Origin of the sequence: Actinomycetospora corticicola (genome assembly GCF_013409505.1) — a bacterium.
Taxonomy (GTDB): Bacteria; Actinomycetota; Actinomycetes; order Mycobacteriales; family Pseudonocardiaceae; genus Actinomycetospora; species Actinomycetospora corticicola.
On the sequence record NZ_JACCBN010000001.1, the window covers coordinates 5214436 to 5236554 of the forward strand.

The window sequence follows — 22119 nt, forward strand, 5'->3', positions numbered from 1 at the left end:
GTGAGAGTGGGAGGAACGGATATCCACTCTGCCAGCGGAACGGCGCGAGTGCGGCGATGATCGACCGACCCCGAGCGGGAGGAGCCACCACGTGACGAGCGAGGTCACGGCCGACCTGCTGCCAGTGCCCGGGACTCCACCCACGGGGTCCGGCGACTCGGCGCAGCTGCTCGCCCGGTGGCGTCCGGGCGAGGGCACGTGGTTCTCCGGGCCGCGGGGTGCCCTGCTCGCCCGGGGGGTCGCCCACCGGCTCGACGATCCCGACGAGGCCCGGCGCCGGCTGCGCCGGATCGACGCGGCGGGTGACGCACCCGCCGTCGTGATCGGGGCCCTGCCGTTCGACCCGGCGGCGCCCGCCGCCCTCGTCGTCCCCGAGGCCGTCACGTGGGCGCCCCCGCTGCCCCGCTCGGTCGGGCGCCGCGGCGAGGGCGCCGACCCGACGCACTGGCAGTCGCGTCCCGTCCCGGAGCCCGCCGGCTACGAGGCGATGGTGGCCGACGCGCTGCGGCGCATGCGGGCGGGCGGCCTGGAGAAGGTCGTGCTGTCGCGGGTGCTCGACCTCGTCCGCGACACCCCGATCGACCAGCCCGCCATGCTCGGCGAGCTCGCCGCCCGGAACCTCGCGGGCTACGTCTTCGCGGTGGACCTGCCGTCGGGGTCGGGTCCGCGTTCGTTGATCGGCGCGAGCCCGGAGCTGCTGGTGTCGCGACGGGACGGCGAGGTCGTGGCGAACCCGCTCGCGGGCTCGGCGCCCCGGCGTTCCGACCCGGCCGACGACGAGGCGACCGGCGCCGCACTGCTCGCCTCGGTGAAGGACCGGCACGAGCACGCGCTCGTGGTCGACGAGGTCGCCGCCGCGCTCGCAGGGTGCTGCGACTCGCTCGAGGTGCCTGCGGAGCCCACGCTCATCCGCACCGACGCGCTCTGGCACCTCTCGACGACGATTCGCGGGCGCTCCGCCGTCGCGTCTCTCGATATCGCGCGGGCGCTGCACCCGACACCCGCCGTCGGGGGCGTGCCGCGCGAGGCGGCCTGCCGTGCGATCGGGGAACTGGAGCCGTTCTCCCGCGGCTTCTACACCGGCATGGTCGGCTGGATGGACGCCGACGGTGACGGCGAGTGGGTCGTCGCCCTGCGCTGCGGCGACGTGCGCGGCGCGACCGCCCGGCTCTACGCCGGCGCCGGGATCGTCCCCGCCTCGGTGCCGGCCTCGGAGCTCGCCGAGACCACCACGAAGCTGGAGACGATGCTCGCCTCGCTGTGAGCGGGGCCCGGTCGGTCAGGGCGAGCGCACGATGACGAGCTTCACGACGAAGCGGTACCGGGTCGGGAGTACCTCCGCGTAGGCGCCGCCGGTGGCCACCGCGATCCGGTCGGTCTGGCCCTCCAGCAGCTCCGGCGTGAGTCCGGCCGGCAGGAACAGGCGGACGCGGTCGGCGTGGGTCCTCGGCGAGGTCCAGAGGATCGCCGGGATTCGCCCGGAGTTGGAGTGGATGCGGGCGGCCCGGAACGCGGTGCGCAGGCGGTGCTGCAGGACGACCGCCCGGACCCGCAGCCACACCAGGTGGCGGACCTGAGGGATGCCGAGCGGGAGGACCGCCAGTGCGGTGATCCCGACGGCGAACGCCGGGGTCAGAGCGGCGATCGTCGGGGCGATGGCTACTGCTCCGACGACGAGCCCGAGCTCGTAGCGCCAGCGGTAGAGCGCGACGACGGGATTGGGCGGCCTGATCGGGCGGATCGCGTGGTCGAGGGCGCCGAGGAGGTCCTCAGGATCGCCCCTCACCGGTCATCCCCGGGTGGGAGGTCCAGGCGCTCGGCCGTGACCTTGAGCGGCTCGCGTCGCTCTTCCTCGTCGTTCCCGACGGCGGGTGCGGCTGCGCTGTCGAGGACGCCCCGGCCGGCGCAGGCGGGGCACGGGTCGATGCCGCGGTGGCCGACGGCGTCGCAGTGGGGGCAGGCGCTGAGCCGGTCCCACCGCGGGTCGCGGTAGCGGCGGCTGGTGCCGTGTCGGATCGGTTCGTTGGTCCAGCCGCGCGCGTGGGCGCGGAGGTCGTCCGAGAGGAAGAGATCGTCTGCTAGTCGTCTGCACATGCGTTGACACGCGCGGTACAAAGGCAGCATTGCTTCTGCTCCTGACCGGGAGGGGAAGTGATCCGGGCCGTGTTCGGCCCGGGCGCGCATGGCCGGACTCGTGATCCGGCGATGTGATCGCAGAGAGGGCGCTGTGCAAGACGTGTTGCCGCACGTCCGTGCAGCGCCTTTTCTCTGTCCCGTGGGCGCGCGGGTAGGTGATCCCGCGTCGCGTCGATCCTCGTCCCAGTCGATCACTCCTCCCCAGCAGGGAATTGATCGGCTGTGGGGAGGTCCGCGTCCGGGGTCTCTTCCGAGACTCCCGGCGCGTCATCGACGTCCCCCCGCCGTGTTTCCCTACTGTGACAAGCGCATACTCGAACTGGCAAGTGACAACTCTGCACCAGTTTCGGGTGCACACGATCGGCGGTGTCGTCGGAGGGGGTTCATCCGGTGGCCGATGAGCCGACCCCGACCACCCAGCGACGGCAACTCGGGGCGCGGCTTCGCGAGCTGCGCCGAGCCGCGGGGAAGACGGCCAAGCAAGTGGCGGACGACCTAGGCTTCTCGCTCAGCAAGGTGTCACGGATCGAGTCCGGGGACCGCGCTGTGCAGTCTGATGACATCTCGTCGTTGATCCACTACTTCGGAGTGGGCGGCTCGGCCGCGGACGACATGCGAGCGCTGGCCCGACTCGCAAGACGGCGTCGGACGCCGACTCCTCAGGCTTTCGCTCCCACCCTCGATGACGTCACCGTCCGTCAGGACGGATTCTTCGATCTCGAACGCGACGCCTCCTGGATTCGCGAATTCAACGGAGGGGTGATTCCGGGGCTGTTGCAGACGCGCGAATACATGAGTGCCGCTATTGTTGACGGAACGCCCGGCATTTCCGCGGACCTGGTCGCGGAGGCGATTGATACGAGGTTTCGCCGGCAAGCCGTACTGGATGGCGATTGTCAGTACGAGATTATCGTGGACGAATCCGTACTCTTGCGGTGTGTGGGAGGTCCGCCGGTGATGCGTGAACAGATTTCTTTCATCACTGATGCGGTCGCGAGCGGGCGGGTCTCCTTCGGCGTCGTGCCTCTCGCGGTCGGGGCTCATCCTGCAGTGAACAGCATGTTCGTCTCCCTCCGTGTGCGGGAGGGCTTGGCTCCGGACGTCGTTTTCGTCGAAGGTCTGGCAGGACCCATGAGATTTGATCGCCCGGAGGACGTCGAGAGGTTCGACAGAGCTTGGTCCCACCTGTCGTCCTTGGCGGAGTGGGCAGAGGACGCCGGCGCGCGGCTCGTGGCAACGGCGCGACGGTACGAGGGGATGGAACCCTGAGCGCCGCGCCTTCGATGAATCACCGCACGTCAGAGCCGCCCTGAGGGGGTCGGAAGTGAGCCCCTTCCGGGTGGTTATAGGCTCGCCAGCACTCCGTGGCTGGCGTCACTGGATCGTTCGGGCTAGAAAGAGTGCCCGCCCGAGGTCCTTGGACGTCCAGCGATCCGGGGCGCGAATTGCCAGGCGGACCCACGGGGGCTGAGGGTGCTCGTTCGTATGCAGGCGCAGCAGCAGGTCGCCTGGATGAAGTCCGCACTCAGTGAGAGTCGCGGTATGTGCGTCGAGGTCGCCTCTCTCCCGGGCGGGGTGGGGCTGCGGCATTCGGTGACTCCCGAGGATGGAGCGCTGCTCTTCACACGCGACGAGTTCGCGGCTTTTCTCGACGGCGCGAAGCGCGGAGAGTTCGACCACCTCATCTGACGGTGCTGCGTGCCGTCACACTGGTGGCGTGAGCACCTGGGCCGACATGCGCGCGGCGCGCACGCTGTACGAGGACGACGGCGCGCTGGTGCTGGACAAGCCCATCGGCTGGTCGGTGATGGGGGAGCGGCACGACACGGACATCGTGCGGATCGCCGCCCACGACGGCGAGAAGCTCTGGCCTGCGCACCGGATCGACAAGGTGACCTCGGGGATCGTGCTGTTCGCCAAGCAGCTCGAGGCGCACGGCGACCTGACCCGCCAGTTCAACCGCCGCACCGTCGAGAAGAGCTACCTCGCGGTCACTGGGACGACCGGGCTGCCGGCCGAGGGGCGGATCGAGCTGCCGCTCTCCGTCGGGCGCAAGAACCGGGTGCGGATCGCGGCTCCACGTGAGGCGATCACAGTGGTCGACGGGGTGTGGAGCGTGCCCGAGGACGCGGTCGACTCCTCGAAGGACGTCTACCCGAGCACGACGACGTTCACGACGCTCGAGTCCGGCGAGGGGACGACCCTGCTCGCCGTCCACCCACTGACCGGCCGGCGGCACCAGATCCGGGTTCACCTGGCATGGATCGGGCACGCGCTGGTCGGGGACCCGCTGTTCGAGAAGAACCCGACGACCCGCACCGGGCTGCACGCGCACCGGCTGACCTTCGACGCCCCGGACGGCCAGCGCCGCACCGTGACGGCGGAGCCGGACGAGGAGTTCCGGGCGCTGCTCGGCACTGCGAGGGTCACGTAGGGCAGGTCCACGGGCCGGACGAGCTGCCCGGTGTGAACCTGGCGGACGGGGCAGCGTCCGGCGCGTTCGCGAGAGTCACGGGGCGCAGGTCGATCGGCTCCGCGAGCTGCCTGGTGTGCACCTCGGGAAGCCCGGGCCGGCCGGCCCGGCGCGAGAGTCACATGGCGCAGGCCTGGCGGCCCTGGGAGGTGCCTGGTGTGCACCTCGCCGCGGCCGACCCGGGCGTGGCGCGCTGCTGACGTCGAGTGTCAGTCGTGTGCCACCGCTGACACCTGGGACCGACTACTACGCCAGCGCCTCCGCCAGCAGGCCCAGCGAGGCGTCCAGGGTGTCGGCGTCGACGACCGGGAAGAACTCGAGCAGCTGCGGGTCGGTCACGGCGGACCAGTCGTAGGTCAGGGTCACGCGCGTGGCGTCGCCGTCGGGCTCGAAGGTGTAGGTCCACGTGTAGCCCGCCGGGCGCTGACCGGGGCCGGCGGGCGCCCACCCGAGCGCGGAGTCGGGCTCGTAGACGACCACGTGGTTCTCCACGGTGTAGTCGCCCATCTGCTCGTTGTGCATGTCCATCGTGAAGACGTCACCGAGCTCGGTCAGGGCGAGGTGGGTCTGCGAGGCGCGCACCATGCCCGAGGCGTCGAGGTCGGGGTGGCGGTCCGGGTCGGCGACGAGGGCGAAGGCGCGCTCCGGCGGCGCGTCGACCAGGCGGGACACCTCGATGCTGCGGTCGGACGTCATACGCATGATCGTGGCACGCCCGGGGGTACTGCCGTGGCGTGGGAGCGCGCATCACCCTCGTGCAGGGCGACATCACGACCCAGGAGGTCGACGCGGTCGTCAACGCCGCCAACTCGGGCCTGCTCGGCGGCGGTGGGGTCGACGGCGCCATCCATCGCCGGGGCGGCCCGGAGATCCTGGCGGAGTGCCGGCAGCTGCGGGCCACGTCCCTGCCCGACGGTCTCCCGACCGGCCAGGCCGTCGCCACCACGGCCGGCAAGCTCCCGGCGCAGCACGTGATCCACACCGTCGGGCCCGTCTACGCGAAGTCGAAGGACCGGTCCGAGCTGCTCGCGAGCGCCTACCGCGAGTCGCTGCGCGTCGCCGATGAGCTCGGCGCCCGCACCGTGGCCTTCCCGGCGATCTCGGCGGGCGTCTACGGGTGGCCGATGGACGACGCCGCCCGCGTCGCCGTGGAGACGGTCGGATTCACCCGGACGGCCGTCGAGGAGGTGCGCTTCGTCCTCTTCGGCGACGACGCGTACGAGGCGTTCACCCGCGCGGCTCAGCCTGCGCACTGATCATCCCGCGACTTTCCCGACGACGGGTGGTCGCGGCTCGGGTTGCCTGCTTGCGACCGATGTCGCGTCATCCATCCGGTTCGTGACCGTCCTGTTGCCGCGTCGTTGTCCCGTTCGTGCGCGCTCGGGGGGAGCCGTGCGTGCATGCCGGCACGGCGCGTGGCCGGCGCGTGGACGATCGAGCGAGGTTCATTGAGCAAGGGCAGGCACCGTCAGCAGCAGCGCCCGGGCACGGGGCGCTTCGTCCTCTCAGCAGCCGCCATCGGGATGGGGCTGGTCCAGGCGTCCGGCATCGCCGCGGCCGCCGCGCCGGCCGGGACCGCACCCGGCGTGGGCGGCACGCCGTGCACGACGAAGGCGATCAAGGCCTGCGTCGACCTCTCCGAGAACAAGGCGTGGCTGCTGGACGGCCAGGGCAAGGTCGTCTACGGCCCGGTCGACAACTCGCACGGCGGCAAGGGGCACGAGACCCCGGTGGGCGACTTCATCGTCCAGCGCAAGGACCAGTACCACGTCAGCCAAGAGTTCGAGGGCGCGAAGATGCCGTACGCGGTCTTCTTCGACGGCAATGGCCGCGCGTTCCACCAGGGCACCCTCGACCGGCAGTCGGCCGGCTGTGTGCGCCTGAACGAGACCGACGCGAAGCGCTTCTTCGAGCACCTGAACCCGAACGACCGGGTGCAGATCGTCCCGTAGCGCCCACCCCGTCCCGAGCGAAGGGCCCCCTCGGTCGACTAGTCGACCGAGGCGGCCCTTCGCTCGATCCGGGGGCGGGGGATCAGGCCCGGCGACGCAGGACCAGGGCGACGGCCCCGATCACGACGACGACCGCCAACAGCACGAACGGCCACGCCGGGACGCCGCCCTCGTCGTCGGCCGGTGCGGCCGCGGCCGCGTTGCTCGGCGTGACGGCCGGGGCGCTGGTGCCCGGGGCACCCGCCGCCGGCGAGGCGGACGGGACCGCGGCAGCCGGGCCCGGCGTCGTCAGGGTGAACGACAGAGCGCCGGACACCGGGTGTCCGTCGTCGGAGACGACCCGCCAGCCGATCTCGTAGCGACCGGCCGCTCCGAGCGGGGCGACGGCGACCGAGATCTTCTCGCCGTCCGAGACCGGCGCGCCGGACTCGTAGTGGGTGGTGCCGTCGGGGCCGACCACGGTGATGGTGGCGGTGTTCGGCGTGGGGGCCTCGCCGAAGGTCAGGGTGACCCTCGACGGGGCGGTGGCGACCGACGAGCCGTCGGCCGGGTCGCTGCCCTCGAGCACGTCGTGCGCGGCGGCCGGGCCGGCGCCGACGAGCGCCAGGAGGCCGATCAGCAGGGCCACCAGGGCAGGGCGGAGGAACGCGCCACGGGGCGCGGAGGAGGAGGTCATGGTCCCTTCAAGCGGGGTCGGGGGTGGTCACGCGGCGGCGGGACGCACCGGCGGACCCCGCAGGGGACGCACGCGCAGCAGGGCGGCGGTGACCGGGACGGCCACCGACGGCGGGAGCGCACGCAACGCGGGCGCCGCGACCACGATCGTCGGACCCCCGCGCAGCACCGCCAGGACCGCGCCGACCCGCCCGGCGACCAGCGCGCCGACGGCCCGGTCGGCGCCTGCGGCGCCGAGCGCCACCAGCACGGTGGCGAGCCCGTGGGCAGCGACCATGCCCGACGACGGAGCGGTCGCCGGCATGGCGTGCATCGCGTGGTCGGTCCCGGCACCCATCGCGAGGTGCCAGCCGACCTGACCGGCCGCGAGGACGACGGCGAGCCGCAGGACCCCGACCCGGCGCCGGACCACCGAAGCGGCCAGACCCGCCGTCAGGACGCCGACGAGCAGGACCGGGAGGGTGAGCTCGGGCAGCCCGCCCCCCGCCTCGACGTGCGCGGCCGCGCCCAGCGCGGGTGCCAGCGCACCCACGCCGAGCACGCGGGCGCCGGTCGAGGTCATGAGGCCACGGTAGGCGAGCCCTCCGGCGTCCTCGACGACCGATCTGCGGGGTCCAGGCACGTGCTCACCCAGGACGCGACCTCCCACGCCGCCTGGTGCGCCGTCGTCGGCAACAGGCGCGGCATCGAGACGTAGCCGTGGCAGGCGCCCTGGTAGTCGGTGTAGCGGACGGTCACCCCGGCCGCGGCGAGCGCGTCGGCGTAGCGGATGCCGTGGTCGCGCAGCGGGTCGTGCTCGGCGGTCTGCACCAGCGCGGGCGGCAGGTCGGAGAGGTCGGCGCGCAGCGGGGAGGCGTACGGGTCGGTCCCGTCGGCGCCCGCGAGGTAGAGCCGGGAGAAGCCGCGGATGTCGCTCGCGTGCAGGATCGGGGCGGTCGGGATCGCGCGCTCGGACGGCAGCACGTCGACCATCTCGGTGCCCGGGTAGATGAGGCACTGCGCCCCGATCGTCGGGGCCGCCTCGCCTCGGCGGCGGGCGTCGCGGGCCATGAGGCAGACGACGGTGGAGAGGTTGCCGCCGGCGCTGTCGCCCATCACCGCGACCCGCTGCGGGTCGATGCCGAAGCGTCCCGGCTCGGCGACGAGGGCCTCGACGGCGGCGTAGCAGTCCTGCGCCGGGACGGGGAAGGGGTGCTCGGGCGCGAGGCGATAGTCCAGCGAGACCACGACGACGCCCGCGACCAGCGCGACCTGGCCGCAGAACCAGTCCGACTGGTCGAGGTCGCCCTGCACGAACCCGCCGCCGTGGATGTTCACGACGACGGGTGCGGGCACGGCCGCGAGGTGCGGCGGCCGGTAGATCCGCACGGGCAACTCGGCCCCGGGAACGGTCAGCGACGCGTCCTCGGTGACGACCCGCCGGTCGTGACGGCCGACCACCACCCGCCCGGCCGGCCCGGCCTGGATGCGCCCCGAGCGCTCCCGCGCGGCCGGGACCTCGGGCGGCGGGAGGTCGGCGACCGAGCCGCCGAGGGCGGTGCGCAGGGCACCGAGGACACGGGTCCGGAGGGGGAGACGCACGGCTGCGAGCTTCGCTCATGGGAGCAGAAAAGGTCGCTATGACGACCCTTACTGCTCACGGGAGCGAAGCTCACACAGTCGCGCTCACGTCCACCTTGATGTTGCCGCGGGTGGCCTTCGAGTACGGGCACAGCTCGTGGGCGCGGGCGACCAGCCGGTCCGCGGTGTCCTGCTCGGCGCCGGGCAGGTGCGCGACGATCGCGACCTCGATCCCGAAGCTCTCGGCGTCCGGCCCCAGCCCGACCTCCGCCTCGACGCTCGACGAGTTCACGTCGACGTCCTCGTTGCCGGCCGCGAGCTTGAGCGCCTGGTGGAAGCACGCGGCGAAGCCGGCCGCGAACAGCTGCTCGGGGTTGGTGGCCCCGCCGGGACCGCCCAGCTCCTTCGGCATCGCCATGTCCTGGTCGATGATCCCGTCGTCGGACTTCACGTGCCCGTTCCGGGCGTCCCCCGACGAGGTGGCCGAGGCGACGTACTTGATGTCCATACCGGGCGGTTACCCGGAGCGGCCCGCGCGACTCACCAGGACGGGCGGCGCTTGGCCACGAACGACGCGACGCCCTCCCGGCCCTCCGCCGACAGACCGCGGTCGCCGATCGACTTGGCCTCGGCCTCGAAGTGGGTGTCGGTGAGGACGCCCCCGGCGGCGCGCACCAGCTTCTTCGTCGCCGCCAGGGCCTGCGGCGGCCCGGCCGCGATCGCCGCGGTGATCCCGGCGACCTCCTCGTGCAGCGCGTCGTCGGGCACCACGCGCGACGCCAGGCCCGCGGTGAGCGCCTCGGCGGCGTCCATCGGCCGGTTGGTGAGGAACATGTCGAGCGCGCGGGCGCGGCCGACGGCGGCGGGCAGGGTCGCGGTCATCCCGCCGTCGGGAGTGAGCCCGATCGCGGTGTAGGCGGGGCGCAGGCGCGCCCCCTCGGCGAGGACGATGACGTCGCCGGTCAGCACGAGCGAGAGCCCGATCCCGGCCGCCCAGCCCTGCACCCCGATGACGACGGGGACGGCGAGGTCGAGCAGGAGCCGCTGGCAGGCGTGGAAGTCGTCGGCGAGGGAGGACAGCGAGGAGTCCGGGTTCGCCGCGAAGCCGCGCACGTCACCGCCCACGCAGAAGTTCGGCCCCTCGGCCACGATCTCGACGACCCGCGCGGCCTGTGCCGGCCCGGCGAGCGCGGCGCGGAACTGGGCACCGAACTCGAAGTCGACCGCGTTGTGCCCGGCCCCGTTGGCAAGGACCAGCCGCACGACCCCGTCGGACTCCTCGACCCGTACCCGCACGTCCGACACGTTTCCTCCTCGATCACGCGATGTCCGCGCGAGCCTGCCACGCTGGGCGGGCCCGTACTGCGAGAGGAGACCGAGACCGTGCCCGACCTGCACATCCCCGCCGCCGGGGGCTCGCACCAGGAGGCCTACCTCGCGACGCCGTCCGGCACCGGGCCGTGGCCCGGCGTCGTGGTCCTGCAGGACGCGTTCGGCGTGGGTCAGAACATCCGCGCCCACGCCGACCGGCTGGCCGCCGCCGGCTACCTCGCCGTGACCCCGAAGCTCTACACGCCACGCGGCGGCGGCATCCGGTGCGTCGCGGCGGTGTTCCGCTCGATGACCAGCGGCCAGGGTCCGGTGTTCGACGACATCGAGGCCGCGCGCGTCTGGCTCGCCGGGCGCGACGACTGCACCGGGCGCATCGGGGTCATCGGGTTCTGCCAGGGCGGCGGGTTCGCCCTGCTCGCGGCGGCGCGGTACGACTTCGCCGCCTCCGCACCGAACTACGGCCACGTCCCCACCGACGCCGAGCGGGAGCTCGAGGGCATCTGCCCCGTCGTCGGGAGCTTCGGGGCGAAGGACGCGAGCCTCAAGGGCCACCCGGAGCGGCTCGAGGCCGCGTTGACCACGCTCGGCGTCGAGAAGGACATCAGGACGTACGAGGGTGCGGGGCACTCGTTCCACGAGCGTTTCTACGCCGAGAGCCTGATCCGGCCGCTCGGGATGGGCTACGACGCCGCGGCCTCGGAGGACTCGTGGCGGCGCGTCCTGGCCTTCTTCGGGGAGCACCTGGCATGAGCGAGCTGCCGGACCTCGAGAGCTACCTGATCGACATGGACGGCGTCCTCGTCCACGAGGAGAACGCGCTCCCGGGCGCGGACGAGTTCATCCGCCGGCTCGGCGAGGCGGGCAAGCACTTCCTCGTCCTCACCAACAACTCGATCTACACCCCGCGGGACCTGCGGGCGCGGCTGCACGCCAGCGGGATCGACATCCCGGTCGAGAACCTGTGGACCTCGGCGCTGGCCACCGCCCAGTTCCTCGACGACCAGCGGCCGAACGGCTCCGCCTACGTCGTCGGCGAGGCCGGCCTGACGACGGCGCTGCACGAGGTCGGCTACGTCCTCACCGAACGCGAGCCGGACTACGTCGTGATCGGCGAGACCCGCACGTACTCGTTCGAGGCGATCACCCGCGCGATCCGGCTGATCGAGAACGGTGCGCGCTACATCTGCACCAACCCCGACGCCACCGGGCCCAGCGCCGAGGGCACGCTTCCCGCCACCGGGTCGGTCGCCGCCCTCATCACGCACGCGACCCGCAAGAAGCCGTACTTCGTCGGGAAGCCGAACCCGCTGATGATCCGGGCCGGGCTGAACACGATCGGGGCGCACTCCGAGACCACGGCGATGATCGGCGACCGCATGGACACCGACATGGTCGCGGGCATGGAGGCGGGCCTGCACACGATCCTCGTGCTCACCGGGGTCACCGACTCCGCCGAGCTGGACCGCTACCCGTACCGGCCGAACCAGATCGTGGAGAGCGTGGCCTCGCTGGAGGTCGGCTCCCGGGGCTGATCGGGTACTCCCCCGCCATGCCCGATGACTTCGAGGACCTGCCGTCCACGCTGCAGCGCTCGGACAAGAAGGCCCGCGACACGTACGCGCAGGCCAAGGAGTCCGCGGAGGAGACCTACGGGAAGGGCGAGCGGGCGGCCCGCACGGCGTACGCCGCGCTCAAGCACACCCACGAGAAGGTCGGCGACCACTGGGAGCCGAAGGAGGAGTACGGCCCCTCCGACTCCCGGGCGGAGAGCGGCGGCGCGAACCCCGACGGCGAGTCCGCGGGCGGCGTCGACGCCAACGCGAGCAAGGCCCACCTCTACGAGCGCGCCCAGGAGCTCGACGTCGAGGGGCGCTCGACGATGGACAAGGACGAGCTCGTGGACGCGCTGCGGAAGGCGAACGACCGCGAGACGCGCAAGGCCCGCGAGTGAGTGAGACGGAGCGCGAGGACGTCCCGACGTCGGGTCCTGCCGGACCCGCGGAGCCCGCCCCACCCGTCGTCGGGAACGGCGCCGTGACCGGACCCGCGACCGGGCCCGGCCCGGCGGGCCTCGGGGGCGCCCCCTTGCCCCCGCCGCCCGACGGGGTCGGGTGGGGTCGGGGTCGCCGGCTCGGGCTGCCCGAACTCCTGGTCGGTGCGGTCGTCTACGTTGCGATCCAGGTCCTCGCGGGCTTCGTGCTGATCAGTGCCACCGGCGCCCTGCCGTCGGCCCCGGTGCTGCTCGCGATCTCGGCGGTGTCGGCGTACGGGGCGGTCGCGGCCGCGCTCGGCCTGCGGGTCCGGTCGTTCGCCGCGATCGGCTTCCGCCGTGTGTCGTGGCGGACGGTCGGCCTCGCGCTGCTGCTCGGGCTCGCGGTGTGGGTCGTTTCCCGGGTCCTCATCTACGCCTACGTCTCGGTCACCGGGGACACCACCGACCCGCAGGCCGCGCTCACCCAGTTCTCGGGCGGCGGCGCCGCGGTGTGGGCCGTGGTCCTGGGCGGGCTCGCGGTGCCGCTGGGGGAGGAGCTCCTCTTCCGCGGGATCGGCTACGGGTCGCTGCGCCGGTACGGGCGGATCGTCGCGACGGTGGTGTCGGCGCTCGTCTTCGCGTTGGCGCACGGCCTGAACGTGGTGTTCCTCGCGGTCGGAGTCCTGGCCGTGCTCAACGCCGTCCTCTACGAGCGCACCCGGTCGATCTGGCCGTGCTTCGTCGCGCACGCCACGTTCAACCTGACGTCCTTCGCGCTGCTGCTCCTCGCGCTGTAGCCGCTCAGCGGGTCTGCTCGATCGGGCGGATCAGGATCTCGTTGACGGCCACCCGACGGGGGCGGGTGACCATGTAGACGACGGCGTCGGCGATGTCGGCCGCCTCCATGACGCCCAGCTCGCCGACCTCGCCGAGCGCCCCGTTGCCCTCGGTCAGCTCGCTGCGCACCAGGCCGGGCTCCACCAGGCCGATCCGCACGTGCCGTGGGGCGAACTCCTGGCGCAGCGCCTCGGAGAAGGCCCCGACGGCGTGCTTGGTCGCCGCGTAGACGTTCACCGCCGGGCCGGACACCTTGCGCCCGGCCACCGACGAGATGGTGACGACGTCGGCCACGCCACGCCCGCCCGTGGCCGCGTCGGTCAAGGGCCCGAGGGCCGCGTGCGTGGTGGCGAGCACGCCGCCCACGTTGACGTCGACCATCGTGCGCCACTCGGCCAGGTCCGCCTCGGCCGCCGGGGTCATGCTGCCGTAGCCGGCGTTGTTCACGAGCACGTCGAGGCGGCCGTGCCGGGCCACGACGTCCGCGACCGCCGCCGCGACGGCCGCTCCGTCGGTCACGTCCACCTCGTGCACCGTGGTGGCCTCGCCCAGCTCCCGCGCGAGATCCTCGAGGCGGTCCCGACGACGGGCCAGCAGCGCCACGGCCGCGCCCTCGGCCGCGAGGGCCCGCGCGGTCGCCTCGCCGATCCCGCTCGACGCGCCGGTGACCGCCGCGACCACACCGTCCAGTGCTCCACTCATGATCACCGGCTACCCGCGACCGGCCGGACTGCACCACGGGTGGGGCACGGGCTCGCTGGGCACCCCGCCGCGACGCACCCTTCCAGCACCGAGGAGACGCATGACGACCGCGACGGCCGAGATCGAGATCCGCGACCCGGCGACCGACGAGGTGGTGGGCCGTGTGCGCCCGGCCGGGCCGGAGCAGGTCGACGACGCCGTGGGCCGGGCGGTCGCGGCCGGCCGCGACTGGGCGCGGACCGCGCCGGGGGACCGGGCAGGCCTGGTCAAGGCCGCCGCGGTCGCCGTGCGCGCCGTCGCGGAGGAGCTCGCCCGGCTCAACGAGACCGAGACCGGCCGCCCGTTCGACGACGGGCTGGGCGGCGTCCTCGCGGCCGCGGGCACGCTCGAGCAGTACGCCGAGCTGGGCCCGCTGCACCGCGGCCGGTCGCTGCAGGGCAACTGGTCGGCGACCGACCTCATGGTCCCCGGCCCGCGGGGCGTGGTGGCCGTGCTCACGCCGTGGAACGACCCGGTGGCGGTCGCCGCCGGGCTGATCGGCGCCGCGCTGGTCACCGGCAACACCGTCGTGCACAAGCCCTCCGAGCGCTGCCCGCACCTGGGCCGCCGGTTCGCCGACCTCCTCGCCTCGTACCTGCCCGACGGCGTGCTGACCGTGGTCGACGGGGCCGGACCGACCGGGGCGCTGCTCGCCGGGCACGCCGGCGTCGACGTCGTCGCGCACGTCGGGTCGATCGCCGCGGGCCGCGCCATCGCCGAGGCGGCCGCGGGGACCGGGGCGAAGGTGCTGCTCGAGAACGGCGGCAACGACCCGCTCATCGTCGACGACGGCGTCGACCCGGTGTGGGCCGCGGGTCAGGTGGCGCTGGGGTCCTACGCCAACGGGGGGCAGGTGTGCGTCTCGGTGGAACGCGTCTACTGCCACGCCGCGGTCGCCGAGGAGTTCCTCGCCGCGCTGGCCGAGGAGGCGACCCGCTGGGTCTACCGGCCGTCCGGGGAGGGCGAGAAGGCCCTCGGGCCGCTGGTCGACCGCCGGCAGCGTGAGCACGTGCACTCCCACGTCACGGAGGCGCTGCGCGACGGTGCGGTCGCGCACGTCGGCGGTGCGGTGCCCGACGGGGCGGGCGCGTTCTACCCGGCCACCGTGCTGTCGGGGTGCACCCCGCAGATGCGGATCCTGCGTGAGGAGACGTTCGGCCCGGTGGCCGCCGTCCGGGTCGTCGAGTCGTTCGAGCAGGCCCTGACCGAGGCGATCGACGACCCGCACGGCCTCGCCGCGACCGTGCTGACCCCCGACATGGCGCACGCGCAGGAGGCGTGGCGGGCCCTGCCGGTCGGCACCGTGAAGGTCAACGCCGCGTTCGGTGGCGCGCCGGGCGGGGCGGCCCAGCCGCGCGGGCTCTCCGGCGCCGGCTTCGGGTACGGCCCGGAGCTGCTGGACGAGATGACGGCGACGAAGGTGGTCCACGTCGAGCCCTGCCCGACACGCGACGCACGGTGACACCTGATCACTGAAGGTGGTGGCCAACGGCGAGAGCGTCACCCCTGAACGGGTGACGTCGTTACGCCGACGTGATGCCCCAGCCGCCCGCCGGACCTCCGCCGGCGCCCGAGTCGGAGACCGCGCTCATCGAGCCGACCCCGCGTCGGCGTCCCGGTGCGGGCGGCGGGCGCGCGCCGGGGGTCCAGCCGGCCCACTCGCTGCTCGCGTTCGTGGTGTCGGCGGTGGCCGCGCTCGGCGTCGTCGTGGCGACCGGGGTGGCCCCGGTGACGAGTCTCGCGGCGATGGCGGGGGTGGCGACGGTGCCGGTCGGGTCGTCGACGGCCGTGGTGCCGGACGCCCCGGTGCTGCCGGTGCTCGGGCCGGCGCCGGAGACCGACGCGACCACCGCCGACGTGCCCGACCCGTCGCCGGTCGTGCGCACGTCGGTGGTGCCGACGACGGTGCCGCCGGTGCGCCCCGTCGTACCCGCGCCCCGACCCGTCGTCGTACCGCCCGTGGCGCCGCCGGTGGCGCAGCCCCCGCAGGACCCGCCGGCGCAGGACCCGCCGGAGCAGGACCCGCCGACGAAGCCCACGAAGTCGTCGCCCCCGACGGAGCCGGAGCCGACCGACCCGCCCTCGCCGGCGCCGGCGCCGACGAGGACCACGGCACCCGGCGGCCGCTGAGCGGCCGACCGGGCGGGCCGGGGTCTAGCGCATGAGCTCCACGAGGTCGCCGGGGAGCTGCTCGAGGGTGCGGTCGACGTCGGACTCCGGCAGCCACTCGCGCAGCAGCCGCAGCACCTGCTCGACCTGACGCTCGACCTCCTCGGCGTCCACGGAGTGCACGGCGCCGCTGACGGCGTCGACGAACTCGGCGCGCCCGATCGAGCGGGCCTGGTCGTCGGAGGGGCGCTGCGCCCGCAGCTCGGCCGAGAGCTCCGGCGGCAGGCTGACGGTGAGGTCCTGCGCGAGCCCCGCGCTGACGGCCTTGCCGAACTCGTTCAGCGTGGCCCGGGTGAGCACCTCGGCCTCGCTCTCGGTGTCGAGGCCCAGCCGACGCTGCACCTGACCCGCGAAGGCGTGCAGCGTCGCGCTCGAGCGCGCCGGGTTCGGGTCGTTCGGGTTCGGGTCGTCCTGCAGGGGCGGGGTCGTCATGGTGAGACTCCAGGTTCGTGTGGGAGCGGTCAATAGCCCTCGTCGGCGGCCCGGTCGATCCCGGCCGACCAGCGGGCGCGGCGCTCGTCCGCCGACTGCTCCCACCACTCGGGACCACGCTCGCCGAGCGCGGTCTTCGCGGCGTGGACGCGGTCGCGGGCAGCCCGCTCGGCGTCGGGATCGTCGGCCTTCAACGCCGCCCCGACGTCCCGCCGGGCGGCCATCAGCCACCGGCGCAACCGGGCGGCGTCGATTTCGGGGATGTCCGGGTCGGTGGCCCGCCAACGGCGTCCGTCGATCACCACGTGGTGGCCGTCGGCCGTCCGCTCCGGGGGCATGGGGCCGGGTGCCCGCGAGGTGGCTGCGCCATGTGAGCACTTTCGGTCGCTATGACGACAGTTTCTGCTCACGGGGCGCAGCCACCCTCATTACCGCGTCCACCACGCGCTCCGGCGCGATGTCGAGGCACTCCTGGTCGAACGGGCAGACGAGCTGACGGCAGGGCGAGCAGGTCACCGGGCAGGTGAGCACCTCGGCGCGCACGGAGCGCGGGGCGTACTGCCCCACCTCCTCGGTGCCGGCGAACAGCTCCACCACCGGCGTGCCGACCGCGTCGGCGAGGTGTGCGCCCCCGGAGTTGTTGACGACGACGGCGTCCGCGCCGGCCACGAGGGCGGCGAGCCCGCCGAGGTCCAGCTCGCCGATCATCGTCACCGCGTCGGGGACCCCGGCGGCCGCGCGGGTCACGAGGTCGGCCTCCTTCGCGGTGCCGGTGACCACCACGGTCCAGCCGCGGTCGGCGAGGCCGCGACCCGTCGTCGCGAACCGCTCGGGGGACCAGCGCCGGGAGGAGCAGCTCGCGCCGGGCGCGACGACGACGTAGCGCCCGGCCGGGGCCTCGTGGGTGGGCGCGGGGACGGTGACGGCGAGATCGGTGCCGCGGGCCGGGACCCCCACCGCGGCGAGGACGTCGAGCGCCCGGTCGACCTGGTGGCCACCGTCGGGCGGGGCCGGGACCCAGTGGGTGAGCGCGTCCCCGCCGAACTCCTTGCTGGTGCCGACGCGCACGCCGATGCCCGCCCGACGGCAGAGTGCCGCGGCCGGCCAGGGCGACTGCGAGAAGGAGGTGAGGACGACCGCGGCGTCGTAGTCCCGGGCGGCCAGGGTCACGACGAGGTCGGCGTCCGGGTCGGGGTCCTCGGCGGCGCTAGCGGCCGGCAACCGCTGCCAGGACACGGAGGCGACCACGACGTCGTCCAGCTCGGCCACCAGCGGCGCGGCCGCGGCGCCCGCGGGCGAGGCCAGCAGCTCGAGGCGGGCCTGCGGCGCCGCCGCCCGCAGCGCGCGCAGGGCGGGCACGGTCATGATCACGTCGCCCACGTTGTCCGGCCGCACCACGAGGATCCGGTCCATCGCCGTCCAGTCCGGGTCGTCGACCCCGGGACGGTGGCCCGCCGGGTGGGCGGGCAGCGGCAGGGACGACGGAGACGACACGGGGTGCAGGTACCCGCCGGTCCCCGCCTCACGCGAGCGGCCACCGCACGGACGGTCCGCTCGGCGGAATCGCCCGATCGAGCGGCAACGGTTCGGTCACGGCCGTAGCGCACTAGTCCGAAAGGACTACATAGTCCCTCTCGCTACGTCACCGACCGGCTGCGGGGAGTCATCGGGTCGGTGACGTGGGGCGTGTCCACGCGGGGACACGCCGCGGCCCCTGCTGTATCCGGAATCGAGAACCCTGGAGCCCGCCATGTCGTCGTCCGCCCGCCTCTCCGCCCTCGCCGCCCTCGTCGGGGTGGCCCTGTTCCTCCTGCCCGGTAGCGCCCTCGCCGGGACCCCGGCCGGTCCCGTGGCCGACCAGATCCGGCTAGGCCAGACCGTCTCGGTGCGGGGTGACGTCACCGACGGCGCCGCCGGTCGGGCGTCGATCGCCGTCTCCGGCTCGCTGCTCGCCGGCACGGGCACCTGCTCGACCAGCGACGGCTCCGTGACGTTGACCTGCCGTTCCGTCCTCTCGGTGGTGCGCACCGGGGTCGGCACGGCCACCGTCGTCGGGACGGCCGCGGTCACCGGGGTCGCCGGGATCGTGCGCGGCGCCGTCGTGCCGGTCGTCGCCGTCGTGCGCGACGGGGCGGTGAGCGGTGGGGCGACCGTCGACTCGCTGTCGGTGTCGCTGTCCGGACGCCAGGTCTCCGTCGGCCTCGTCGGCGGCGGCAACCTGACTGTGGGCTGACGAGGACGGACCGCGTCGTCGCGGGGCCACCGGGTCCCGCGGCGACGCCCTCCACATCCTGCGACACGTTTCCGGACATCGCCCGAACGAGGCGACGGATCGCGTAGCGCACTGCTCCGTCCGGACGACACACCTGATGCCGCTGCGTGATCGGTCGAGCACAGCACGTACTCGATCCCCACGGGGCGTGTCGCCCGTGCGACAGGCCCGGCCCGCTCGTCCCGAGGTCCGACCGAGAACCCCCTGGAGTCCCGCATGTCGTCGACGACCCGCCTCTCCGCCGTCACGGCCACCGCCGCGATGGCCCTGTTCTTCCTGCCCGGCAGCGCCAGCGCCGCGCCGACGCAGGCCCTCCCGAGCCAGTGCGCCCAGTCCGGCTCCGCGGTCACCTGCACCTACCTCGCCTCCGGCGGCCAGCAGACGCTCGCCATCCCTGCGAACGCGACGAACGTGCGGGTCACCGTGCGCGGCGCCGTCGGCGGTGCGGGCGGCGACGGCGGGGGTGGCGCCGCCGGACGGGCGGGCGGCAACGGCGCGGTCGTGACCGGTGCGCTCCCGAGCGCGGCCGGGACCACCCTGACCGTCCGGCCCGGCGTCCGCGGTGCCGACGGCACCGACGGGACGGCCGTGGCCGGGACCGGGGGCGCGGGCGCGGGTACCGGAGGTGGCGGCGGGGCCGGCGGCACCGGCGGCGGTGCCGTCGGCGGCGGCGGTGGGGGTGGCGCCGGTGGTGCGGCCTCCGTCGTCCAGCAGGACGGCTCGGCCGTCGCGATCGCGGCCGGCGGCGGTGGCGGTGGTGGCGGCGCGGGCGGCAACAACACCACCCGGACCGGTGGCCTCGGCGGTGCCGCCGCCGCGGCCGGCGGTGCCGGCGCGGGCCAGAACACCGCGCCCGGCGGGGCCGCCGGGGCGAGCGCCACGACCACCGGGGCCACGGCGGCCGCGGCCGCCGGCGAGCGCGCCGGCGGCGCGGGCGGTGGCGGCGGCGGGCTGCGGGGCGGTGACGCCGGCGCGACGGCCGCGAACACCGGCGGCGGCGGTGGCGGTGGCGGGACGAACCGCGTGCCCACCGGTGGCAGCGCCACGGCGTCCAACGCCGCGGCCGGCTCGGTCGTCGTCACCTACCAGGGCCCGGTCGTCCGCCCGGCCTCCGTGCGCGGCGACGTCCGTTACGGCGAGGACGGCCGCGCGTCGATCGCGGTGTCCGGCTCCGCGGCCTCCGGATCCGGCACCTGCTCCTTCCGCGACGGCGACGTGCGGATCGTGTGCCGCACGATCACCTCGGTGACCAGTGACGGCACCGGCACCGCGACGATCACCGGCACGGCCCTCACCCAGACCGGGGCGGTCGTCGGGTTCACGGCGGTGGTGAAGGACGGGGCGAGCACCGGTGCGCTCGACTCCCTGTCGCTGACCCTCGGGACCTCGCCCGCCCCGGTCACCAGCGGCGTCGTCACCCGCGGGGACCTCGCCGTCAGCTGACGCCGACCCGCTCGACCCCACGAACGGGCCGTTCATCCCCTTCCGAGGTGACGGACGGCCCGTTCGTGCTGTCCGCGACCCTGGTTCCGGGTACCGGACCCCGTGCCCCAGCCCACGGTCGCGATGCTCCACGGCCGCGCCGATCCCGCCCACGACGGCGTCGCCGACTACACCGACCGCCTCGTCGCGGCCCTGCGCGCCGACGGCACGCCGGTGCGCGACGTCCCCGTCGACCCCGGTCCCCGCGGTCTGCTCGCGGCGGCGCGGGCCGCCCGCGGCGCCGACGTCGTCCACCTGCAGTTCGCCCCGTCGGCCTACCGCTTCTCCAGCTGGCCCGGCCTGCTCGGCGACCTCGTCTCCGCCCCGCTGGTCACCACCGTCCACGAGTACGGCTGGTGGTCGCCCCGCCCCTGGCGCCTCCCGGCCCGCCTCGGCCTCGCCGACCCGGAGAGCGGCCGGCTCGTCCCGCGCAGCGCGCGCGTCGTCACCACGAACGGCGCCCACGAGGCGGTGCTGCGCTCCCGCTTCCCGACGACGGGCGTGGTCCGGCTACCCATCCCGCCGAACGTCGTCGTGGCCCCGCCCGTGGACCGGGCGGCCACCCGTCGCGCGCTCGGGATCGCGGCGGACGCGACCGTCGTGGTCTTCTTCGGCTTCGTGCACCCGGTGAAGGGTCTGCGCTACCTGATCGACGCGGTCGCCCGGCTCGCCCCCGAGCACCCGTCGCTGCACCTGCTGATCGTCGGCGGCTTCACCTCGCTGGCCCTGCCCGACGACGAGGCGGCGGCCTTCCGGGCGGAGCTGACGAAGCACGTCGCGGACGCGGGGGCGACCGACCGCGTCACGATCACCGGCCACGTCCCCGCCGACGAGGTCTCCGCCGCCCTGCAGGCCGCCGACGTCGCGGCCTTCCCGTTCACCGCGGGCGCCACGACCAAGAGCGGCGCCCTGCTCGCCGCCTTCGACCACGGGCTGCCGACGATCGTCACGCAGCTCGCCGACGACACCGAGCTGGTCGACTCCGGGACCGTGGTCGTCGCCCCCGCCGTCCGCGACGTCGACGTGCTGGTCACGGCCCTGCGTCGGCTCCTCGACGACCCGGCCCTGCGCGAGCGGATCGCCGCCGGCGGCCGGGAGCTGCTCGCCGGGCGCGACTGGGAGACGCTCGCCGCGCGCCACCGCGCCCTCTACGCGGAGCTGGTGTGAGGACCCTCGTCGTCGACCTCCTCGGGGGCCTCGGCGACCTGATCATGGTGCTGCCGGCGATCCACGCGCTGCGCGACGCCGATCCCGACGGCGAGCTCGTCGTGCTGACCCACGCCCCGGGCGCGGTGCTGCTCGACCGGGACCCCGCGGTGACCGCCGTGCGGACCGCGGAGAAGCACGCGGAGCGACCCGCCGTCGGGACGGGCCTGGCGGAGCTCGCCCCCGACCTCGTCGTGACCACCACCCGCTTCGACGGCATCGGCGACCTGATCGACGCCGACGCCGCCGCGCGGGGGACGCGGGCCGTGACGAACCTGTGGCGCTCGCCGCCGGCCGACGAGCTGGTGGGGGAGCGCTACCAGCGGATCCTCGCCGCGGAGGGCGTCATCAGCGGCCCGCCGCGCCCGCCGCGGATCGTGCTCGGCGACGACGAGCAGGTGGCGGAGCCGGAGCCCGGCACCGTCGTGCTGGTGCCCGATGCCGGGATGGCGGTCAAGCGCTGGCCGTGGTGGCGCGACCTCGTGGCGTCCCTCGGGGACCGACCCGTCGTCGCCGTCACCCCGGTCGCGGGCGTCCCGACCTGGGAGCCGACCGACCTGCGGGGCCTCGCCGCGCGGTTCGCGGCGGTCGGCCGCGCCGGGGGCGTCGTGGTGGGCGGGGACACCGGGCCGGTGCGGATGGCCGCGGCCGTCGGTGCACCCACGGTGGCCCTGTTCGGCCCCACCCTCGCGAGCCGCTACGGACTCGAGGAGGGCCGCAACCTGCAGGGACACCCGGACTGCCCGGTCCGGCGACCGACCGCGATCACCGAGCAGGAGTGCTGGTGGGAGGCCGCCTGCCCGTTCTCGACGACGGGCCCGGCCTGCCTCGAGGCGCTGCCCGCGGCGGACGTCGCGGCGATCGTCGGGTAGTGGTGGAG

General features: G+C 74.5%; 27 protein-coding genes. 16 read left to right on the top strand and 11 right to left on the bottom strand.

The features are described 5' to 3' along the window. Window positions 1-91: 91 nt before the first annotated feature. Window positions 92-1264 carry an isochorismate synthase gene (locus BJ983_RS25365; protein ID WP_179796350.1) on the top strand — a complete coding sequence of 391 codons (1173 nt, stop codon included), beginning with the start codon at window positions 92-94 and terminating at the stop codon, window positions 1262-1264. Window positions 1265-1279: 15 nt separating this feature from the next. On the opposite strand, the gene BJ983_RS25370 is transcribed toward BJ983_RS25365, so the two are convergent. Further along, the gene (locus BJ983_RS25370; RefSeq protein WP_179796351.1) at window positions 1280-1786 is read right to left on the bottom strand and encodes a hypothetical protein; all 507 of its coding nucleotides are present in this window, start codon (window positions 1784-1786) and stop codon (window positions 1280-1282) included. Between the two features lie 740 nt (window positions 1787-2526). On the opposite strand from BJ983_RS25370, the gene BJ983_RS25375 reads away from it, so the two are divergent. The 3 genes from BJ983_RS25375 (at window position 2527) to BJ983_RS25385 (ending at window position 4570) form a co-directional block, all read left to right on the top strand. After that, window positions 2527-3405, top strand: coding sequence for a Scr1 family TA system antitoxin-like transcriptional regulator (locus tag BJ983_RS25375; RefSeq protein WP_179796352.1), 879 nt, complete (start codon window positions 2527-2529; stop codon window positions 3403-3405). A 216-nt stretch (window positions 3406-3621) separates the two neighbouring features. Further along, window positions 3622-3825 (top strand): DUF397 domain-containing protein, encoded by a 204-nt coding sequence (locus BJ983_RS25380; protein ID WP_179796353.1) that lies wholly within the window; start codon window positions 3622-3624, stop codon window positions 3823-3825. 28 nt (window positions 3826-3853) lie between these two features. Further along, window positions 3854-4570 carry a pseudouridine synthase gene (locus BJ983_RS25385; protein ID WP_179796354.1) on the top strand — a complete coding sequence of 239 codons (717 nt, stop codon included), beginning with the start codon at window positions 3854-3856 and terminating at the stop codon, window positions 4568-4570. A gap of 285 nt (window positions 4571-4855) precedes the next feature. Here the strand turns inward: BJ983_RS25385 and BJ983_RS25390 are convergent, their stop codons facing one another. Further along, the gene (locus BJ983_RS25390) at window positions 4856-5305 is read right to left on the bottom strand and encodes an SRPBCC family protein (protein ID WP_179796355.1); all 450 of its coding nucleotides are present in this window, start codon (window positions 5303-5305) and stop codon (window positions 4856-4858) included. A gap of 38 nt (window positions 5306-5343) precedes the next feature. Between BJ983_RS25390 and BJ983_RS25395 the strand changes: the two genes are divergently transcribed. Then, a complete protein-coding gene (locus BJ983_RS25395) occupies window positions 5344-5865 on the top strand; it encodes an O-acetyl-ADP-ribose deacetylase (RefSeq protein WP_179796356.1) in 522 nt (173 codons plus the stop codon). 144 nt (window positions 5866-6009) lie between these two features. Next, window positions 6010-6561: a L,D-transpeptidase gene (locus BJ983_RS25400; RefSeq protein WP_246325647.1), complete on the top strand. Its 552-nt coding sequence runs from the start codon at window positions 6010-6012 to the stop codon at window positions 6559-6561. 82 nt (window positions 6562-6643) lie between these two features. Here BJ983_RS25400 and BJ983_RS25405 read toward each other — a convergent pair whose 3' ends face one another. From BJ983_RS25405 to BJ983_RS25425, 5 genes are all read right to left on the bottom strand, one after another. Beyond that, complete coding sequence (locus tag BJ983_RS25405) at window positions 6644-7237, bottom strand: copper resistance CopC family protein (protein WP_179796357.1); 594 nt, start codon at window positions 7235-7237, stop codon at window positions 6644-6646. Window positions 7238-7264: 27 nt separating this feature from the next. Next, window positions 7265-7798 carry a hypothetical protein gene (locus tag BJ983_RS25410; protein ID WP_179796358.1) on the bottom strand — a complete coding sequence of 178 codons (534 nt, stop codon included), beginning with the start codon at window positions 7796-7798 and terminating at the stop codon, window positions 7265-7267. Then, window positions 7795-8817, bottom strand: coding sequence for an alpha/beta hydrolase fold domain-containing protein (locus tag BJ983_RS25415; RefSeq protein ID WP_179796359.1), 1023 nt, complete (start codon window positions 8815-8817; stop codon window positions 7795-7797). Before BJ983_RS25415 ends, BJ983_RS25410 begins: the two co-directional genes overlap by 4 nt. A 70-nt stretch (window positions 8818-8887) precedes the next feature. After that, complete coding sequence (locus BJ983_RS25420; protein WP_179796360.1) at window positions 8888-9304, bottom strand: organic hydroperoxide resistance protein; 417 nt, start codon at window positions 9302-9304, stop codon at window positions 8888-8890. 32 nt (window positions 9305-9336) lie between these two features. After that, the gene (locus BJ983_RS25425; protein ID WP_179796361.1) at window positions 9337-10101 is read right to left on the bottom strand and encodes an enoyl-CoA hydratase-related protein; all 765 of its coding nucleotides are present in this window, start codon (window positions 10099-10101) and stop codon (window positions 9337-9339) included. 78 nt (window positions 10102-10179) lie between these two features. On the opposite strand from BJ983_RS25425, the gene BJ983_RS25430 reads away from it, so the two are divergent. The 4 genes from BJ983_RS25430 to BJ983_RS25445 are packed head-to-tail and all read left to right on the top strand — an operon-like array spanning window position 10180 to window position 12897. Beyond that, the gene (locus BJ983_RS25430) at window positions 10180-10878 is read left to right on the top strand and encodes a dienelactone hydrolase family protein (protein WP_179796362.1); all 699 of its coding nucleotides are present in this window, start codon (window positions 10180-10182) and stop codon (window positions 10876-10878) included. Beyond that, window positions 10875-11660, top strand: coding sequence for an HAD-IIA family hydrolase (locus BJ983_RS25435; RefSeq protein WP_179796363.1), 786 nt, complete (start codon window positions 10875-10877; stop codon window positions 11658-11660). The genes BJ983_RS25430 and BJ983_RS25435 overlap by 4 nt, the downstream gene beginning before the upstream one ends. A 17-nt stretch (window positions 11661-11677) precedes the next feature. Further along, window positions 11678-12079 (top strand): ChaB family protein, encoded by a 402-nt coding sequence (locus BJ983_RS25440; protein ID WP_179796364.1) that lies wholly within the window; start codon window positions 11678-11680, stop codon window positions 12077-12079. Beyond that, the gene (locus BJ983_RS25445; RefSeq protein WP_179796365.1) at window positions 12076-12897 is read left to right on the top strand and encodes a CPBP family glutamic-type intramembrane protease; all 822 of its coding nucleotides are present in this window, start codon (window positions 12076-12078) and stop codon (window positions 12895-12897) included. Before BJ983_RS25440 ends, BJ983_RS25445 begins: the two co-directional genes overlap by 4 nt. A 4-nt stretch (window positions 12898-12901) precedes the next feature. Here the strand turns inward: BJ983_RS25445 and BJ983_RS25450 are convergent, their stop codons facing one another. Continuing rightward, a complete protein-coding gene (locus BJ983_RS25450; protein ID WP_179796366.1) occupies window positions 12902-13639 on the bottom strand; it encodes an SDR family oxidoreductase in 738 nt (245 codons plus the stop codon). Window positions 13640-13739: 100 nt separating this feature from the next. Between BJ983_RS25450 and BJ983_RS25455 the strand changes: the two genes are divergently transcribed. Continuing rightward, window positions 13740-15140, top strand: coding sequence for an aldehyde dehydrogenase family protein (locus tag BJ983_RS25455; RefSeq protein WP_179796367.1), 1401 nt, complete (start codon window positions 13740-13742; stop codon window positions 15138-15140). Window positions 15141-15214: 74 nt separating this feature from the next. Beyond that, window positions 15215-15808 (top strand): hypothetical protein, encoded by a 594-nt coding sequence (locus BJ983_RS25460; RefSeq protein ID WP_179796368.1) that lies wholly within the window; start codon window positions 15215-15217, stop codon window positions 15806-15808. Between the two features lie 24 nt (window positions 15809-15832). Here BJ983_RS25460 and BJ983_RS25465 read toward each other — a convergent pair whose 3' ends face one another. Genes BJ983_RS25465 through BJ983_RS25475 form a run of 3 tightly spaced genes read right to left on the bottom strand, consistent with a single transcriptional unit; the run spans window position 15833 to window position 17773 of the window. Beyond that, window positions 15833-16279, bottom strand: a complete 447-nt coding sequence (locus BJ983_RS25465) for a DUF2267 domain-containing protein (RefSeq protein WP_179796369.1) — start codon at window positions 16277-16279, stop codon at window positions 15833-15835. Window positions 16280-16308: 29 nt separating this feature from the next. Next, window positions 16309-16617: a hypothetical protein gene (locus tag BJ983_RS25470; protein WP_179796370.1), complete on the bottom strand. Its 309-nt coding sequence runs from the start codon at window positions 16615-16617 to the stop codon at window positions 16309-16311. A gap of 49 nt (window positions 16618-16666) precedes the next feature. Beyond that, window positions 16667-17773: a glycosyltransferase family 9 protein gene (locus BJ983_RS25475; RefSeq protein WP_218890472.1), complete on the bottom strand. Its 1107-nt coding sequence runs from the start codon at window positions 17771-17773 to the stop codon at window positions 16667-16669. A 256-nt stretch (window positions 17774-18029) separates the two neighbouring features. On the opposite strand from BJ983_RS25475, the gene BJ983_RS25480 reads away from it, so the two are divergent. From BJ983_RS25480 to BJ983_RS32560, 4 genes are all read left to right on the top strand, one after another. After that, complete coding sequence (locus BJ983_RS25480) at window positions 18030-18512, top strand: hypothetical protein (RefSeq protein WP_179796371.1); 483 nt, start codon at window positions 18030-18032, stop codon at window positions 18510-18512. A 255-nt stretch (window positions 18513-18767) separates the two neighbouring features. After that, the gene (locus BJ983_RS25485; RefSeq protein WP_179796372.1) at window positions 18768-19994 is read left to right on the top strand and encodes a hypothetical protein; all 1227 of its coding nucleotides are present in this window, start codon (window positions 18768-18770) and stop codon (window positions 19992-19994) included. Window positions 19995-20096: 102 nt separating this feature from the next. Then, complete coding sequence (locus BJ983_RS25490) at window positions 20097-21200, top strand: glycosyltransferase (protein WP_179796373.1); 1104 nt, start codon at window positions 20097-20099, stop codon at window positions 21198-21200. Next, on the top strand, window positions 21197-22111 hold the full coding sequence (locus BJ983_RS32560; RefSeq protein ID WP_179796374.1) for a glycosyltransferase family 9 protein: 915 nt from the start codon (window positions 21197-21199) through the stop codon (window positions 22109-22111). Before BJ983_RS25490 ends, BJ983_RS32560 begins: the two co-directional genes overlap by 4 nt. Window positions 22112-22119 lie beyond the last annotated feature (8 nt).

Coding starts and splice junctions, on each gene's coding strand:
- BJ983_RS25480 (WP_179796371.1), top strand. CDS start 18,030: ATGTCGTCGTCCGCCCGCCTCTCCGCCCTCGCCGCCCTCGTCGGGGTG.
- BJ983_RS25410 (WP_179796358.1), bottom strand. CDS start 7,798: ATGACCTCGACCGGCGCCCGCGTGCTCGGCGTGGGTGCGCTGGCACCC.
- BJ983_RS25435 (WP_179796363.1), top strand. CDS start 10,875: ATGAGCGAGCTGCCGGACCTCGAGAGCTACCTGATCGACATGGACGGC.
- BJ983_RS25460 (WP_179796368.1), top strand. CDS start 15,215: ATGCCCCAGCCGCCCGCCGGACCTCCGCCGGCGCCCGAGTCGGAGACC.
- BJ983_RS25440 (WP_179796364.1), top strand. CDS start 11,678: ATGCCCGATGACTTCGAGGACCTGCCGTCCACGCTGCAGCGCTCGGAC.
- BJ983_RS25485 (WP_179796372.1), top strand. CDS start 18,768: ATGTCGTCGACGACCCGCCTCTCCGCCGTCACGGCCACCGCCGCGATG.
- BJ983_RS25390 (WP_179796355.1), bottom strand. CDS start 5,305: ATGACGTCCGACCGCAGCATCGAGGTGTCCCGCCTGGTCGACGCGCCG.
- BJ983_RS25400 (WP_246325647.1), top strand. CDS start 6,010: ATGCCGGCACGGCGCGTGGCCGGCGCGTGGACGATCGAGCGAGGTTCA.
- BJ983_RS25420 (WP_179796360.1), bottom strand. CDS start 9,304: ATGGACATCAAGTACGTCGCCTCGGCCACCTCGTCGGGGGACGCCCGG.
- BJ983_RS25405 (WP_179796357.1), bottom strand. CDS start 7,237: ATGACCTCCTCCTCCGCGCCCCGTGGCGCGTTCCTCCGCCCTGCCCTG.
- BJ983_RS25455 (WP_179796367.1), top strand. CDS start 13,740: ATGACGACCGCGACGGCCGAGATCGAGATCCGCGACCCGGCGACCGAC.
- BJ983_RS25450 (WP_179796366.1), bottom strand. CDS start 13,639: ATGAGTGGAGCACTGGACGGTGTGGTCGCGGCGGTCACCGGCGCGTCG.
- BJ983_RS25470 (WP_179796370.1), bottom strand. CDS start 16,617: ATGCCCCCGGAGCGGACGGCCGACGGCCACCACGTGGTGATCGACGGA.
- BJ983_RS25465 (WP_179796369.1), bottom strand. CDS start 16,279: ATGACGACCCCGCCCCTGCAGGACGACCCGAACCCGAACGACCCGAAC.
- BJ983_RS25380 (WP_179796353.1), top strand. CDS start 3,622: ATGCAGGCGCAGCAGCAGGTCGCCTGGATGAAGTCCGCACTCAGTGAG.